Origin of the sequence: Pseudomonas veronii (assembly GCF_002028325.1) — a bacterium.
In the GTDB taxonomy this organism is placed as follows: Bacteria; Pseudomonadota; Gammaproteobacteria; order Pseudomonadales; family Pseudomonadaceae; genus Aquipseudomonas; species Aquipseudomonas veronii.
In genome coordinates this window covers 5,463,480-5,476,711 of sequence record NZ_CP018420.1, presented here as the reverse complement: position 1 = coordinate 5,476,711, position 13,232 = coordinate 5,463,480, and the positions used below count along the sequence as shown (strand labels likewise).

At 59.6% G+C, this 13,232-nt stretch carries 16 protein-coding genes and 1 tRNA gene; all 17 read left to right on the top strand.

Translation table 11 applies throughout. The annotated features are described in order from the left end of the window. The first annotated feature begins 73 nt into the window (after positions 1-73). The 17 genes from PverR02_RS25050 (at position 74) to PverR02_RS24970 (ending at position 13,178) form a co-directional block, all read left to right on the top strand. On the top strand, positions 74-415 hold the full coding sequence (locus PverR02_RS25050; RefSeq protein ID WP_017847121.1) for a ribbon-helix-helix domain-containing protein: 342 nt from the start codon (positions 74-76) through the stop codon (positions 413-415). 182 nt (positions 416-597) lie between these two features. Next, positions 598-819 carry an FmdB family zinc ribbon protein gene (locus tag PverR02_RS25045; protein WP_026140049.1) on the top strand — a complete coding sequence of 74 codons (222 nt, stop codon included), beginning with the start codon at positions 598-600 and terminating at the stop codon, positions 817-819. A gap of 109 nt (positions 820-928) precedes the next feature. Next, entirely contained in the window at positions 929-2,704 is a 1,776-nt protein-coding gene (gene aspS / locus PverR02_RS25040; protein ID WP_079444591.1) for an aspartate--tRNA ligase, read from the top strand. Between the two features lie 135 nt (positions 2,705-2,839). Continuing rightward, a complete protein-coding gene (locus PverR02_RS25035) occupies positions 2,840-3,586 on the top strand; it encodes a YebC/PmpR family DNA-binding transcriptional regulator (protein WP_046490070.1) in 747 nt (248 codons plus the stop codon). Between the two features lie 157 nt (positions 3,587-3,743). Next, positions 3,744-4,268, top strand: a complete 525-nt coding sequence (ruvC, locus tag PverR02_RS25030) for a crossover junction endodeoxyribonuclease RuvC (protein WP_017847125.1) — start codon at positions 3,744-3,746, stop codon at positions 4,266-4,268. Positions 4,269-4,336: 68 nt separating this feature from the next. Further along, complete coding sequence (gene ruvA, locus PverR02_RS25025) at positions 4,337-4,948, top strand: Holliday junction branch migration protein RuvA (RefSeq protein ID WP_079444590.1); 612 nt, start codon at positions 4,337-4,339, stop codon at positions 4,946-4,948. Continuing rightward, the gene (gene ruvB, locus PverR02_RS25020) at positions 4,949-6,007 is read left to right on the top strand and encodes a Holliday junction branch migration DNA helicase RuvB (RefSeq protein WP_017847127.1); all 1,059 of its coding nucleotides are present in this window, start codon (positions 4,949-4,951) and stop codon (positions 6,005-6,007) included. A gap of 139 nt (positions 6,008-6,146) precedes the next feature. Continuing rightward, complete coding sequence (gene ybgC / locus PverR02_RS25015; protein ID WP_046382255.1) at positions 6,147-6,602, top strand: tol-pal system-associated acyl-CoA thioesterase; 456 nt, start codon at positions 6,147-6,149, stop codon at positions 6,600-6,602. 1 nt (position 6,603) lies between these two features. After that, the gene (gene tolQ, locus PverR02_RS25010; protein WP_017847129.1) at positions 6,604-7,299 is read left to right on the top strand and encodes a protein TolQ; all 696 of its coding nucleotides are present in this window, start codon (positions 6,604-6,606) and stop codon (positions 7,297-7,299) included. 23 nt (positions 7,300-7,322) lie between these two features. Beyond that, positions 7,323-7,775, top strand: a complete 453-nt coding sequence (tolR, locus tag PverR02_RS25005; RefSeq protein WP_160384999.1) for a protein TolR — start codon at positions 7,323-7,325, stop codon at positions 7,773-7,775. Then, positions 7,775-8,848 (top strand): cell envelope integrity protein TolA, encoded by a 1,074-nt coding sequence (tolA, locus tag PverR02_RS25000; RefSeq protein WP_017847130.1) that lies wholly within the window; start codon positions 7,775-7,777, stop codon positions 8,846-8,848. The genes tolR and tolA overlap by 1 nt, the downstream gene beginning before the upstream one ends. Positions 8,849-8,865: 17 nt before the next feature. Beyond that, positions 8,866-10,146, top strand: coding sequence for a Tol-Pal system beta propeller repeat protein TolB (tolB, locus tag PverR02_RS24995; protein WP_046382256.1), 1,281 nt, complete (start codon positions 8,866-8,868; stop codon positions 10,144-10,146). A gap of 52 nt (positions 10,147-10,198) precedes the next feature. Beyond that, positions 10,199-10,699 carry a peptidoglycan-associated lipoprotein Pal gene (pal, locus tag PverR02_RS24990; RefSeq protein WP_003209827.1) on the top strand — a complete coding sequence of 167 codons (501 nt, stop codon included), beginning with the start codon at positions 10,199-10,201 and terminating at the stop codon, positions 10,697-10,699. Between the two features lie 6 nt (positions 10,700-10,705). Next, positions 10,706-11,536 (top strand): tol-pal system protein YbgF, encoded by an 831-nt coding sequence (ybgF, locus tag PverR02_RS24985; protein ID WP_046382258.1) that lies wholly within the window; start codon positions 10,706-10,708, stop codon positions 11,534-11,536. Between the two features lie 164 nt (positions 11,537-11,700). Continuing rightward, complete coding sequence (gene queE, locus PverR02_RS24980; RefSeq protein ID WP_017847133.1) at positions 11,701-12,348, top strand: 7-carboxy-7-deazaguanine synthase QueE; 648 nt, start codon at positions 11,701-11,703, stop codon at positions 12,346-12,348. Positions 12,349-12,364: 16 nt separating this feature from the next. Beyond that, positions 12,365-13,039, top strand: coding sequence for a 7-cyano-7-deazaguanine synthase QueC (gene queC / locus PverR02_RS24975; RefSeq protein WP_162231531.1), 675 nt, complete (start codon positions 12,365-12,367; stop codon positions 13,037-13,039). 63 nt (positions 13,040-13,102) lie between these two features. After that, positions 13,103-13,178: transfer RNA gene (locus PverR02_RS24970), tRNA-Lys, on the top strand. The last annotated feature ends 54 nt before the right edge of the window (positions 13,179-13,232 follow it).

Sequence of the window (13,232 nt, the reverse complement as noted above, 5' to 3'; positions counted from 1 at the left end):
CTGCTGTTTGATAGGCCCACCGTCCAATGGGAGAAGCCCATGGACTGCTGTTTGGCAATGGAGTGTCAGGTGTATGTCGCGTGGAGTGGGTAGTAGAGTGATGGAGACCTGTGGTTTTCATAAGATAAACGTCGACCCCTTTGTCAAAGGGTTCGATATGGGGCTGGCGCGGCCGTTGTCCCGATCGGTAAGGCTCAATGGGTTTTCCACTTGCCTGCGGCTGGAACAGATCTACTGGAATATCCTCACGGAAATAGCCAGGCTCAATGCCTGTTCAGTCAGTGCGCTGTTGTCTTATGTCGATCGGGAAGTGCATTTGCGCTATGGCGGCGTGAAGAACTTCAGCGGGCTGGTCAGGGTGGTCTGCGTGGTTCACGTATTGAAAGGCCGCGCTTGCCTGTCCAATCCCGAGTAATCCGGGGGTTCCGGGGCTGGCCCGGCGTTCAGGCGGGCCGGGCCTCGGGCAGAAAGCCGGCTGCGCTGCCTCGATTTACCAGATATAATCCCGCGCTTTGCCGCTGCAGGCGCTTTCTGCGCAGTGGCCTCTATCCGGAGGCCGGCGCGGCACAGTAACGATCTGATCGCCGAGACATCTCCATGCCCATGTACGACTATCAATGCGCTTCCTGTGGTCATCAGTTGGAAGCCATCCAGAAGATCAGCGACGCGCCGCTGGTCGATTGCCCAGCTTGCAAGGCGCCTGAGCTTAAAAAGATGTTGTCCATGCCGGGCTTCCGCCTGAGCGGCAGCGGCTGGTACGAGACCGACTTCAAGACCGGCTCGAAGAAGAATCTGGCGGGCGGCGACAAAGCAGACTGAGTTGAACTCTACGCGCAGGCTCCTGCATTATCCGTCCCCTGACTTATGTACGGTGACTGAGGCCAAGCCTGCCACCGAATTTCGAATTACGAGAAGTGAAACCACTACCATGATGCGCAGCCATTATTGCGGCCAACTGAACGAGACCCTGGAAGGTCAGGAAATCACCCTTTGCGGATGGGTTCACCGTCGCCGCGACCACGGCGGGGTGATCTTCCTCGATATCCGTGATCGTGATGGTCTGGCCCAGGTGGTGTTCGACCCGGACCGCGCCGAGAGCTTCGCCGCCGCCGACCGCGTGCGCAGCGAATACGTAGTGAAGATCACCGGCAAGGTGCGCCTGCGTCCGGCCGGTGCGGTGAACCCGAACATGGCGTCCGGCGCGATCGAAGTGCTGGGCTACGAGCTGGAAGTGCTGAACGAGTCGGAAACCCCGCCGTTCCCACTGAACGAATATTCCGATGTTGGCGAAGAAACCCGCCTGCGTTATCGCTTCCTGGACCTGCGTCGCCCGGAAATGGCCGAGAAGCTGCGTCTGCGCTCGCGCATGACCACCAGCATCCGTCGCTTCCTCGATGAAAACGGCTTCCTCGACGTTGAAACGCCGATCCTCACCCGTGCCACCCCGGAAGGCGCGCGTGACTATCTGGTGCCGAGCCGTACCCACGCCGGCAGTTTCTTCGCCCTGCCGCAATCGCCGCAGCTGTTCAAGCAACTGCTGATGGTGGCCGGCTTCGACCGTTACTACCAGATCGCCAAGTGCTTCCGTGACGAAGACCTGCGCGCCGATCGCCAGCCTGAATTCACCCAGATCGACATCGAGACCAGCTTCCTCGATGAAAAAGAGATCATGGGCATCACCGAACAAATGATCCGCAACCTGTTCAAGGAAGTGCTGGACCTGGAATTCGGCGAATTCCCGCACATGACCTTCGAAGAAGCCATGCGCCGCTACGGTTCCGACAAGCCTGACCTGCGTATCCCGCTGGAACTGGTGGACGTGGCCGACCAACTCAAGGACGTCGACTTCAAGGTGTTCAGCGGCCCGGCCAACGACCCGAAATGCCGCATCGCCGCCCTGCGCGTGCCTGGCGGCGCGAGCATGCCGCGCAAGCAGATCGACGACTACACCAAGTTCGTCGGCATCTACGGTGCCAAGGGCCTGGCGTACATCAAAGTCAACGAGCGTGCCAAGGGCGTTGATGGCCTGCAGTCGCCGATCGTGAAAAACATCCCGGAAACCAACCTCAATGTGATCCTCGATCGCGTGGGCGCAGTCGACGGTGACATCGTGTTCTTCGGCGCCGACAAGGCCAAGATCGTCAGCGAAGCCCTGGGCGCGCTGCGGATCAAGCTGGGCCACGACCTGAACCTGCTGACCTGCAAGTGGGCACCGATGTGGGTCGTCGACTTCCCGATGTTCGAAGAGAACGACGACGGCAGCTTCAGCGCCTTGCACCACCCGTTCACCGCGCCGAAGTGCTCGCCGGAAGAGCTCGAAGCCAACCCGGCGGGCGCTCTGTCCCGGGCCTACGACATGGTCTTGAACGGCACTGAGCTGGGTGGCGGTTCGATCCGTATCCACCGCAAGGAAATGCAGCAAGCGGTATTCCGTCTGCTGGGCATCAACGAAGCCGAACAGGAAGAGAAATTCGGCTTCCTGCTCGACGCCCTGAAGTACGGCGCACCGCCCCACGGCGGCCTGGCCTTCGGCCTGGACCGTCTGGTGATGCTGATGACCGGCGCCCAGTCGATCCGTGAAGTGATCGCCTTCCCGAAAACCCAGAGCGCTGCGGACGTCATGACCCAGGCGCCAGGTGTCGTGGATGCCAAGGCACTGCGCGAGCTGCATATCCGCCTGCGCGAGGCGCCAAAGGCTGAGTAAGGCCGCTGCGTGAAAGCGCGATAAGGTTTTACGCAGTCAAAAAGGCGCATCTTCGGATGCGCCTTTGCGTTACAAGGGTTGTATCCCGCCTGGGGCGGGGTTGATAAGGTTTCTAGAGAATTTCGGAGTTGTGTTATGGCTGGCCATTCCAAGTGGGCGAACATCAAGCACCGCAAAGAGCGTCAGGATGCCAAGAAAGGCAAGATCTTCACCAAGTGGATTCGCGAACTGACCGTCGCCGCCCGCCAAGGCGGCGGTGACCCGGGCTCCAACCCGCGTCTGCGCCTGGCGCTGGACAAGGCCCTCGGCGCCAACATGAGTCGCGACATCATCGACCGCGCCGTGGCCCGTGGCGCCGGTGCGGCCGATACCGACGACATGGTCGAGCTGACCTACGAAGGCTACGGCCCGGGCGGCGTGGCGGTGATGGTCGAGTGCATGACCGATAACCGCAACCGTACTGCCGCGGCGGTGCGTCATGCGTTCAGCAAGTGCGGTGGCAACCTCGGCACGGATGGCTCGGTGGCCTACCTGTTCGAGCGCAAGGGCCAGATTTCCTTCGCGCCGGGCGTGGATGAAGACGCGTTGATGGAAGCCGCGATGGACGCGGATGCCGACGACGTGGTGACCAATGAAGACGGCTCGATCGATGTGTTCACCTCGTTCGCCGGGTTCTATGCGGTGCGTAACGCGCTGGAAACCGCTGGTTTCAAAGGCACCGACGCAGAAATCGTGATGCTGCCGACCACCAGCGCCGAACTGGACCTGGACGGCGCGCAGAAAGTGCTGAAGATGCTGGATATGCTCGAGGACCTGGATGACGTGCAGAACGTCTACTCGAATGCTGATATTCCAGAGTCGGTCGCCGAGCAGCTAGGCTGACGGGCGATGTGGATCTAAATGTGAGAGGGGGCTTGCTCCCGATTACGGTGTGTCAGTCATTTATGAATAGACTGAATCACCGTAATCGGGAGCAAGCCCCCTCCCACATTGGATTTTACCTGTATCAAAAATTGTGTTTACCCGACCTGCAGGCGTTATGACTTTAATTCTAGGTATCGACCCCGGTTCACGCATCACCGGTTTTGGTGTGGTGCAACACACCCCGCGCGGCTGCGTGTATGTCGCCTCGGGCTGCATCCGCACCGGCGCGGGCGAGTTGGCCGAGCGCCTGCAGATCGTCTATCGCGGCGTGCGTGAAGTGATCCAGACCTACAAGCCGGTGACCATGGGGATCGAAAAGGTGTTCATGGCCAAAAACGCCGACTCGGCTCTCAAGCTCGGCCAGGCCCGTGGCGCCGCCATCGTCGCCGGTGCCGAGGAGGCCATGGAAATTGCCGAGTACACCGCCACCCAGGTCAAGCAGGCCGTGGTCGGCACCGGCGCGGCCAATAAAGAGCAGGTGCAGATGATGGTCATGCACATGCTCAAACTCACCTCCAAGCCGCAGATCGACGCCTCCGACGCCCTGGCCATCGCCATTTGCCACGCGCATACCCGTTCCAGCCTGCTGCCTCACGGCCTGGGGGCGGCACGTAGTCGTGGCGGGCGGCTGCGTCTCTGATAGCATCGGCGCAATCGTTATTTGCGGTCAGGCCTCGATCTGACCCCCAAGCTTTAAGGATCTGAACCGTGATTGGACGCTTGCGCGGCACCCTGGCTGAGAAACAGCCGCCGCACCTGATTCTGGATGTCAACGGGCTGGGGTATGAGCTGGAAGTGCCCATGACCACCCTGTATCGCCTTCCGTCGGTTGGCGAGCCATTGACCCTGCATACTCACCTTGTGGTGCGCGAAGATGCACAACTGCTCTATGGCTTCATTGGCAAGCGTGACCGGGACTTCTTCCGCGAATTGATTCGCCTCAACGGTGTGGGGCCGAAGCTGGCCCTGGCGCTGATGTCGAGCCTGGAAGTGGATGAACTGGTACGCGCGGTGTCGGCCCAGGACACCTCGGCGCTGACCAAGGTGCCGGGGGTCGGCAAGAAAACCGCCGAACGCTTGCTGGTGGAGCTCAAGGACCGTTTCAAAGCCTGGGAAGTCGTGCTGAGCATGTTCGCCCTGGTGCCGAACCAGCCGAACCAGCCGGCGGCCCAGGTGGCCAGTGCCGAAAGCGATGCGGTCAGCGCGCTGATTTCCCTGGGCTACAAGCCGCAGGAAGCCAGTAAAGCGGTGTCGGCCATCAAGGACAAGAACCTGAGCAGCGAAGACATGATCCGCCGAGCCCTGAAGGGAATGATTTAAGTGATTGAAGCTGATCGTCTGATCGCGGCCACCGGCCCCCGTGACCGTGAAGAAGTCCAGGACCGCGCCATCCGCCCCCTGAGCCTGGCCGACTACATCGGCCAGCCCACCGTGCGCGAGCAGATGGAGTTGTTCATCCAGGCTGCGCGTGGGCGCAGTGAATCCCTGGACCACACCTTGATCTTCGGCCCGCCGGGGTTGGGTAAAACCACCCTGGCCAACATCATCGCCCAGGAAATGGGGGTGTCGATCAAGTCCACCTCCGGCCCGGTGCTGGAGCGTCCGGGCGACCTCGCGGCGCTGCTGACCAACCTCGAACCGCACGACGTGCTGTTCATCGACGAAATCCACCGCCTGTCGCCCATCGTCGAGGAAGTGCTGTACCCGGCGATGGAAGACTTCCAGCTCGACATCATGATCGGTGAAGGCCCCGCGGCCCGCTCGATCAAGCTCGACCTGCCGCCGTTCACCCTGGTGGGCGCGACCACGCGCGCGGGCATGCTGACCAACCCGTTGCGAGACCGTTTCGGCATCGTCCAACGTCTAGAGTTCTATAGCACCGCAGACCTGGCGACCATCGTCAGCCGTTCGGCCGGCATTCTCGGCTTGCCCCTGGACCCCGAAGGCGCGTTTGAAATCGCCCGGCGGGCGCGGGGCACGCCACGGATCGCCAACCGCTTGCTGCGACGCGTGCGCGATTTTGCCGAAGTGCGAGCCAAGGGCCATATCACCAAGGCCGTGGCCGACCTGGCGTTGAACCTGCTGGACGTGGATGAACACGGCTTCGATCACCAGGACCGGCGGCTACTGTTGACCATGATCGAGAAATTCGACGGTGGCCCGGTGGGCGTGGACAGCCTGGCAGCGGCCATCAGTGAAGAGCGCCATACCATTGAGGACGTGCTGGAGCCGTACCTGATCCAGCAGGGCTACATCATGCGTACACCAAGGGGCCGGGTGGTTACCCGCCATGCCTATTTGCACTTTGGGCTAAACATTCCGTCACGATTGGGCGAGATGCCCGTGCTAGACGAATTCCTCGATGCAGTGGACGATTAAAAAGGTCACTCGGGTCGATTTATTCAAGGTTTGTGCTGTCCTAGTGGCTGGCGTCGTCATTCAGTCGTTAGAAATGTTTCATAGAATGAAAAAACAGTTGCCCAGCCGGATTGGCAACCTGAGGAGTAAGCACTAGAGTATGCGCGCGCAAAACGGGGATCAGTCGTTCGCACATCGCTGTCGCGTTTATTACGAGGACACCGATGCTGGCGGCATCGTGTATTACGTCAATTACCTCAAGTTCATGGAGCGGGCTCGAACCGAGCGGCTACGGGAGCTGGGCTTTGCCCAATCCCAGCTGGCAGGGGAGGACCTGTTGTTTGTCGTGCATTCCAGCGAGGCGCGTTATTACGCGCCGGCGCGATTGGACGATGAGCTGCTGGTCAGCGCTGAAGTAATCGAATTGAACCGTGTCAGCCTGCGCTTTAAACAGCAGGTCAGGCGGGCTGCGGATGCAACGCTGCTCTGTGAGGGGCAGTTCCTGGTGGCGTGTGTGCGCCCCAATAGTTTGAAACCTCGGGCCATTCCCGAAACTCTACGTGCGGCCTTTGCCGCCGTGAGCGGCGCGGGTAAACAATCAAAGCAGGAGATTTAGCGTGGAACCTACCGTCGTCGACCATTCCTCCATGTGGAGCCTGGTCAGTAATGCCAGTGTTGTGGTTCAACTGGTGATGCTGATCCTGTTAGCCGCATCGGTTACATCCTGGGTCATGATTTTTCAGCGCAGCAACCTGCTGCGTGCCGGTCGACGTGCCCTGGAGAGCTTCGAAGAGCGCTTCTGGTCGGGTATCGACCTGTCCAAACTGTATCGCCAGGCCGGTAGCAACCCTGACCCGGATTCGGGTGTCGAGCAAATCTTCCGTGCCGGCTTCAAGGAGTTCTCGCGCCTGCGCCAGCAGCCGGGCGTCGATCCGGAAGCGGTCATGGAAGGCGTGGCCCGTGCCATGCGCGTGGCCATCTCCCGCGAAGAAGAGAAGCTGGAGCAGAGCCTGCCGTTCCTCGCCACCGTGGGTTCCGTCAGCCCGTACATCGGTCTGTTCGGTACCGTGTGGGGGATCATGAACTCCTTCCGCGGCCTGGCCCAGGCCCAGCAAGCGACCCTGGCCACCGTGGCCCCGGGTATCGCCGAAGCCCTGGTCGCCACCGCGATCGGCCTGTTCGCTGCGATCCCGGCGGTTATCGCCTACAACCGCTTCGCCGCGCGCGGTGAGACCCTGATCAGCCGTTACTACACCTTCGCCGACGAATTCCAGGCGATCCTGCACCGTAAAGTGCACACCAGCGAAGAATAAGCAGGTACTCCCCGATGGCTTTAATCACTCGAGCACGAACCAAGCGCAAGCCGGTCGCCGAGATGAACGTAGTGCCTTACATCGACGTGATGCTGGTGCTGCTGGTGATCTTCATGGTGACCGCGCCGATGCTCAACCAGGGTGTGAAGGTTGATCTGCCCAAGGTTTCCAGCGAAGCCTTGCCCCAGGACAACAACACCCAGGTGCTGACGATTTCGATCAAGGCTGACAAGACCTACTACTGGAACCTTGGCAGCGAAGTCGATACGCAGAAACAACAGGACAAGGCCCTGACCTTGCCGGCGATGACCGATGCGGTGACCAAGATCATTCGCTCCGGCAACGAAGGCGGCAAGCACACCCAGGTGTTCATCCGCGGCGACAAGTCGGTCGACTACGGTTCCGTCATGGGCGCCATGGGCGGGCTGCAGAAGGCCGGCGTCGGTAACGTTGGCTTGATTACCGAGGCGCCCTGATGCACCAACAGCGAGAGCCGTCCGCCTCGGAAAGCTACTTCTGGCCTAGCGTCTGGGCAATTGCCCTGCACGTCCTGGTGTTTGGCATGCTGTTCGTCAGCTTTGCCATGACCCCGGACCTGCCGCCAGCCAAGCCGATCGTGCAGGCGACCCTGTATCAGCTGAAATCGAAAAGTCAGGCCACTACCCAGACCAATCAGAAGATTGCGGGTGAGGCCCAGAAGTCGGCTGCGCGCCAGACTGAAGTCGAGCAGATGGAACAGAAGAAGGTCGAGCAGGAAGCAGTGAAGGCTGCTGCGGAACAAAAGAAAGAAGAGGCGGCTCAAAAGGCCGAGGAATCGAAAAAGGCTGACGAAGCGAAGAAGGCTGACGAGGCGAAAAAGGCTGATGAAGCCAAGAAAGCCGAGAAAGCTGCCGAAGCTAAAAAAGCCGAAGAGAAACAATTGGCTGATATAGCCAAGAAGAAATCTGAAGAAGAAGCCAAAAAAGCTGCCGAAGAAGAGGCCAAGAAAAAGGCCGCTGAAGACGCCAAGAAAAAGATAGTCGAAGACGCGAAGAAGAAAGCCGCTGAAGACGCCAAGAAAAAAGCTGAAGCAGACGAGGCGAAGAAGAAAATCGCCGACGACGCGAAGAAGAAAGCTGCCGCCGATGCCACCAAGAAAAAGGCCCAGGAAGCAGCGCGTAAATCCGCCGAAGAGAAAAAGGCCCAGGCCTTGGCAGATTTGCTCTCCGACACGCCGCAGCGTCAGCAAGCCTTGGCCGATGAACGTGGCGATGAAGTCGCGGGCAGTTTCGACGACCTGATTCGGGCGCGGGCAGCAGAAGGCTGGACACGTCCGCCTTCGGCACGCAAAGGCATGACAGTAGTGCTGCAGATCGGCATGTTGCCGGACGGTACGGTGACTTCGGTCAGCGTGGCCAAGTCCAGTGGTGACGGTTCGTTCGACAGTTCGGCGGTCGCGGCGGTCAAGAATATTGGCCGGTTGACCGAGATGCAGGGAATGAAACCAAGCGACTTCGCTCCCTATCGTTCATTCAAGATGACATTCACACCTGAGGATTTAGCCTTGTGAGAAACCTTCTTCGAGGAATGCTTGTCGTTATTTGCTGTATGGCAGGGATAGCGGCGGCGGATGAAAAGAACATCCTGGTCACCAGCGGTAGCGATCGGGCCACCCCGATCGCCGTTGTACCGTTCGGCTGGCAGGGCGGCAGCGTGTTGCCGGACGACATGGCTCAGATCGTCAGCGACGACCTGCGCAACTCCGGTTACTACGCGCCGATTCCCAAAGGCAACATGATCAGCCAGCCGACCCAGGCCAGCGAAGTCATCTTCCGCGACTGGAAAGCCGTGGGTGCCCAGTACCTGATGGTCGGCAGCATCGTGCCGGCCGGCGGTCGCCTGCAGATCCAGTACGCCTTGTTCAACGTGGCGACCGAGCAGCAGGTCTTGACCGGCAGCGTATCGGGCACCGCCGAACAACTGCGCGACATGGCCCACTACATCTCGGACCAGTCGTTTGAAAAGCTCACCGGTATCAAGGGGGCTTTCTCGACACGTCTGCTGTATGTAACGGCCGAGCGTTTCTCCGTAGACAACACGCGCTACACGCTGCAGCGTTCCGACTATGACGGCGCGCGCGCTGTGACCTTGCTGCAATCGCGTGAGCCAATCCTGTCGCCGCGCTTCGCGCCGGACGGCAAGCGCATTGCCTACGTGTCCTTCGAGCAGAAGCGTCCGCGCATCTTCGTCCAGCACATCGACACTGGCCGTCGTGAGCAGATCACCAATTTCGAAGGCCTCAACGGTGCGCCAGCCTGGTCGCCGGATGGTTCGCGCCTGGCTTTCGTGCTGTCCAAGGACGGCAACCCGGATATCTACGTGATGAACATGGCTTCGCGCCAGATCAGCCGCGTGACCAGCGGTCCTGGTATCAACACCGAACCGTTCTGGGGTAAAGATGGTTCGACCATCTATTTCACCTCCGACCGTGGCGGCAAGCCTCAAATTTATAAAACGAGCGTGGGTGGCGGTGGCGCGGAACGCGTGACCTTTATTGGTAACTACAACGCCAACCCTAAGCTTTCGGCTGATGAAAAGACGTTGGTGATGATTCACCGTCAGGATGGTTTCACTAATTTCCGGGTTGCGGCCCAGGATTTGCAGCGCGGAACCGTAAAAATCCTTACAGATACCAACCTAGATGAGTCAGCCACTGTTGCGCCCAACGGCACCATGGTAATCTACGCCACCCGCCAGCAGGGCCGGGGAGTCTTGATGCTCGTGTCCATTAATGGACGCGTAAGGCTCCCGCTTCCTACCGCACAAGGCGAAGTCAGAGAACCATCCTGGTCCCCTTACCTGAACTGACGCGGCGCTACATGATTTGCTTAACACACTGGGGTTCATTAGGAGTTTCACGATGGAAATGCTGAAGTTTGGTAAGTTTGCTGCTCTGGCTCTGGCTCTGTCCGTAGCCGTTGGTTGCTCGTCTAAAGGCGGCGACAATGCCGGTGAAGGCGCAGCTGTTGATCCAAACGCTGGTTATGGCGCCAACACTGGTGCAGTTGACGGCTCCCTGAGCGAAGAAGCTGCTCTGCGCGCAATCACCACTTTCTACTTCGAATACGACAGTTCGGACCTGAAACCAGAAGCCATGCGCGCTCTGGACGTTCACGCGAAGGACCTGAAAGCTAACGGCGCTCGCGTTGTTCTGGAAGGTAACACCGACGAACGTGGTACTCGCGAGTACAACATGGCACTGGGCGAGCGTCGTGCGAAAGCCGTTCAGCGCTATCTGGTACTGCAAGGTGTTGCTCCAGGCCAACTGGAACTGGTTTCCTACGGTAAAGAGCGTCCAGTTGCTACTGGCCACGACGAGCAGTCCTGGGCTCAAAACCGTCGCGTCGAACTGCGTAAGTAATTCGTCATGCGAACGTGCCGTCGTGCTCTAACTGTATTGGCTCTCAGCCTCGCGCCGCTTGCGGTGTGGGCTGCGGTTCCTGTGGAAGATAGCAACTCAGGCTATAACAATAGCGGGAGCAGTTATCCGCCAGCAGGTTATGGCACGAACGGCGCCTATGCTGGGGGGGCGGCTACGTCCGCTCCCTCGGCACAGGGCGAACTGTTCAACCAGTTGCAACGCATGCAGGATCAATTGTCGCAGCAACAAGGCGCCATTGAAGTTCTGCAGAATCAAGTGAACCAGCTGAAGCAAGAAGGCCTGGAGCGATACCAGGATCTTGATCGACGCATAGGAGCCGGCGTTACACCTGCCGCTACTCCTGATAATTCTTCTGCCGGTGGCGCGCCAAGTGCCGCCGCCGGTGGTGCTGCAGCAGGGGCCGCCGCCGCAGCCCCTGCCGCCAGCAGCGAACCGGGTGATCCGGCGAAGGAAAAACTGTATTACGATGCAGCCTTCGACCTGATCAAGGCCAAGGATTTCGACAAGGCCAGCAAGGCCTTCACCGCATTCCTCGGTCGTTACCCAAACAGTCAGTACGCGGGCAACGCCCAGTACTGGCTGGGTGAGGTAAACCTGGCAAAGGGTGATCTGCAGGGGGCTGGCCAGGCATTTGCCAAGGTCAGCCAGCTGTACCCCAAGCACGCCAAGGTGCCGGATTCGCTGTACAAACTCGCTGACGTAGAACGCCGCCTGGGTCACACCGACAAGGTCAAAGGCATTCTGCAGCAGGTCGTTGCCCAGTATCCGGGGACTTCCGCTGCCCAGTTGGCTCAACGCGACCTGCAGCGCTTGTAAGCGATGCTGTCCGTTTAGAAGAAACCCGCGCCTGGCGCGGGTTTTTTCGTTAGAATCCACGCCCTTTTATGAAACACGCTTCCTGGGGTTTACGCGTTGGCGGAATTCCTTGAAGTGCCTGACGGAGGCGGACAGCCTGTTTAGCTGTTACGCCCGTGGCGACTATGCAAGACACATTACGCATCACCGAAGTTTTTTACTCGTTACAGGGTGAAACGCGAACGGCCGGCCTGCCCACAGTATTTGTGCGCCTGACCGGTTGCCCTCTGCGTTGCCAGTACTGTGACAGCGCCTACGCCTTCAGTGGCGGCACCGTGCGAACCCTTGAAGACATCCTTGAACAGGTTGCCGGTTACCGGCCGCGCTACGTCTGCGTGACCGGCGGTGAGCCGCTGGCGCAACCCAACGCCATCCCTTTGCTCAAGCAGCTGTGTGACGCCGGTTACGAGGTGTCCCTGGAAACCAGCGGCGCCCTGGATATTTCCGCGGTGGACCCGCGTGTAAGCCGAGTGGTCGATCTCAAGACCCCTGGCTCCAAAGAGGCGCATCGCAACCTCTACGAGAACCTGGACCTGCTGACGGCCAACGACCAAGTCAAGTTCGTGATCTGTTCCCGCGACGATTACGACTGGGCGAGCTCCAAGCTGATCCAGTACGGCCTGGACCGCCGCGCGGGCGAGGTGCTGTTCTCTCCAAGCCATCACGACCTGAACGCACGCGACCTGGCCGACTGGGTGGTGGCTGATAACCTACCGGTCCGTCTGCAACTGCAACTGCATAAATACCTTTGGAACGACGAGCCAGGACGCTGAAATGACTGAACAACCGATTGATCAAAAACGTGCGGTAATCCTGCTGTCCGGCGGCCTCGACTCCGCCACGGTGGTGGCCATGGCGCAGGCTGAAGGCTACACCTGCTACACCATGAGCTTCGACTACGGCCAGCGCCATCGCGCCGAGCTGAACGCCGCTGCCCGCGTCGCCCGCGACATGGGTGTGGCCGAGCACAAGGTCATTGGCCTGAATCTCAACGGCATCGGCGGCTCGGCGCTCACCGACAGCAGCATCGACGTGCCGGAAGCACCCAGCGAAGGCATCCCGATCACCTACGTCCCGGCGCGCAACACCGTGTTCCTGTCCCTGGCCCTTGGCTGGGCGGAAGTGCTGAATGCCCGCGATATCTTCATCGGCGTCAACGCAGTGGATTATTCCGGCTACCCGGACTGCCGCCCAGAGTTCATCGAGTCGTTCGAACGCATGGCCAACCTGGCGACCAAGGCCGGGGTAGAGGGGCAGGGCTTCCGTATCCTGGCGCCGCTGCAAAACCTCAGCAAGGCCGATATCGTGAAGGCTGGCGTAGGGCTTGGCGTCGATTATTCGCTGACTGTTTCCTGCTATCAGGCAGACGATGACGGCCGTGCTTGTGGGAAATGCGACAGCTGCCGACTGCGTGCAGAAGGCTTCAAAATGGCCGGAATTACGGACCCAACGCGTTATTTTTGATTTATTTAAAATAAGGTGTTGAATAATCCTTAGAAATCAGTATTATACGCGCCACAACACAGCGGGTCGTTAGCTCAGTTGGTAGAGCAGTTGGCTTTTAACCAATTGGTCGTAGGTTCGAATCCCACACGACCCACCATTTTTGGCGGTTTAGAAAATCCGGAAGGCCCACGCAAGTGAGGATTTCCGGGTT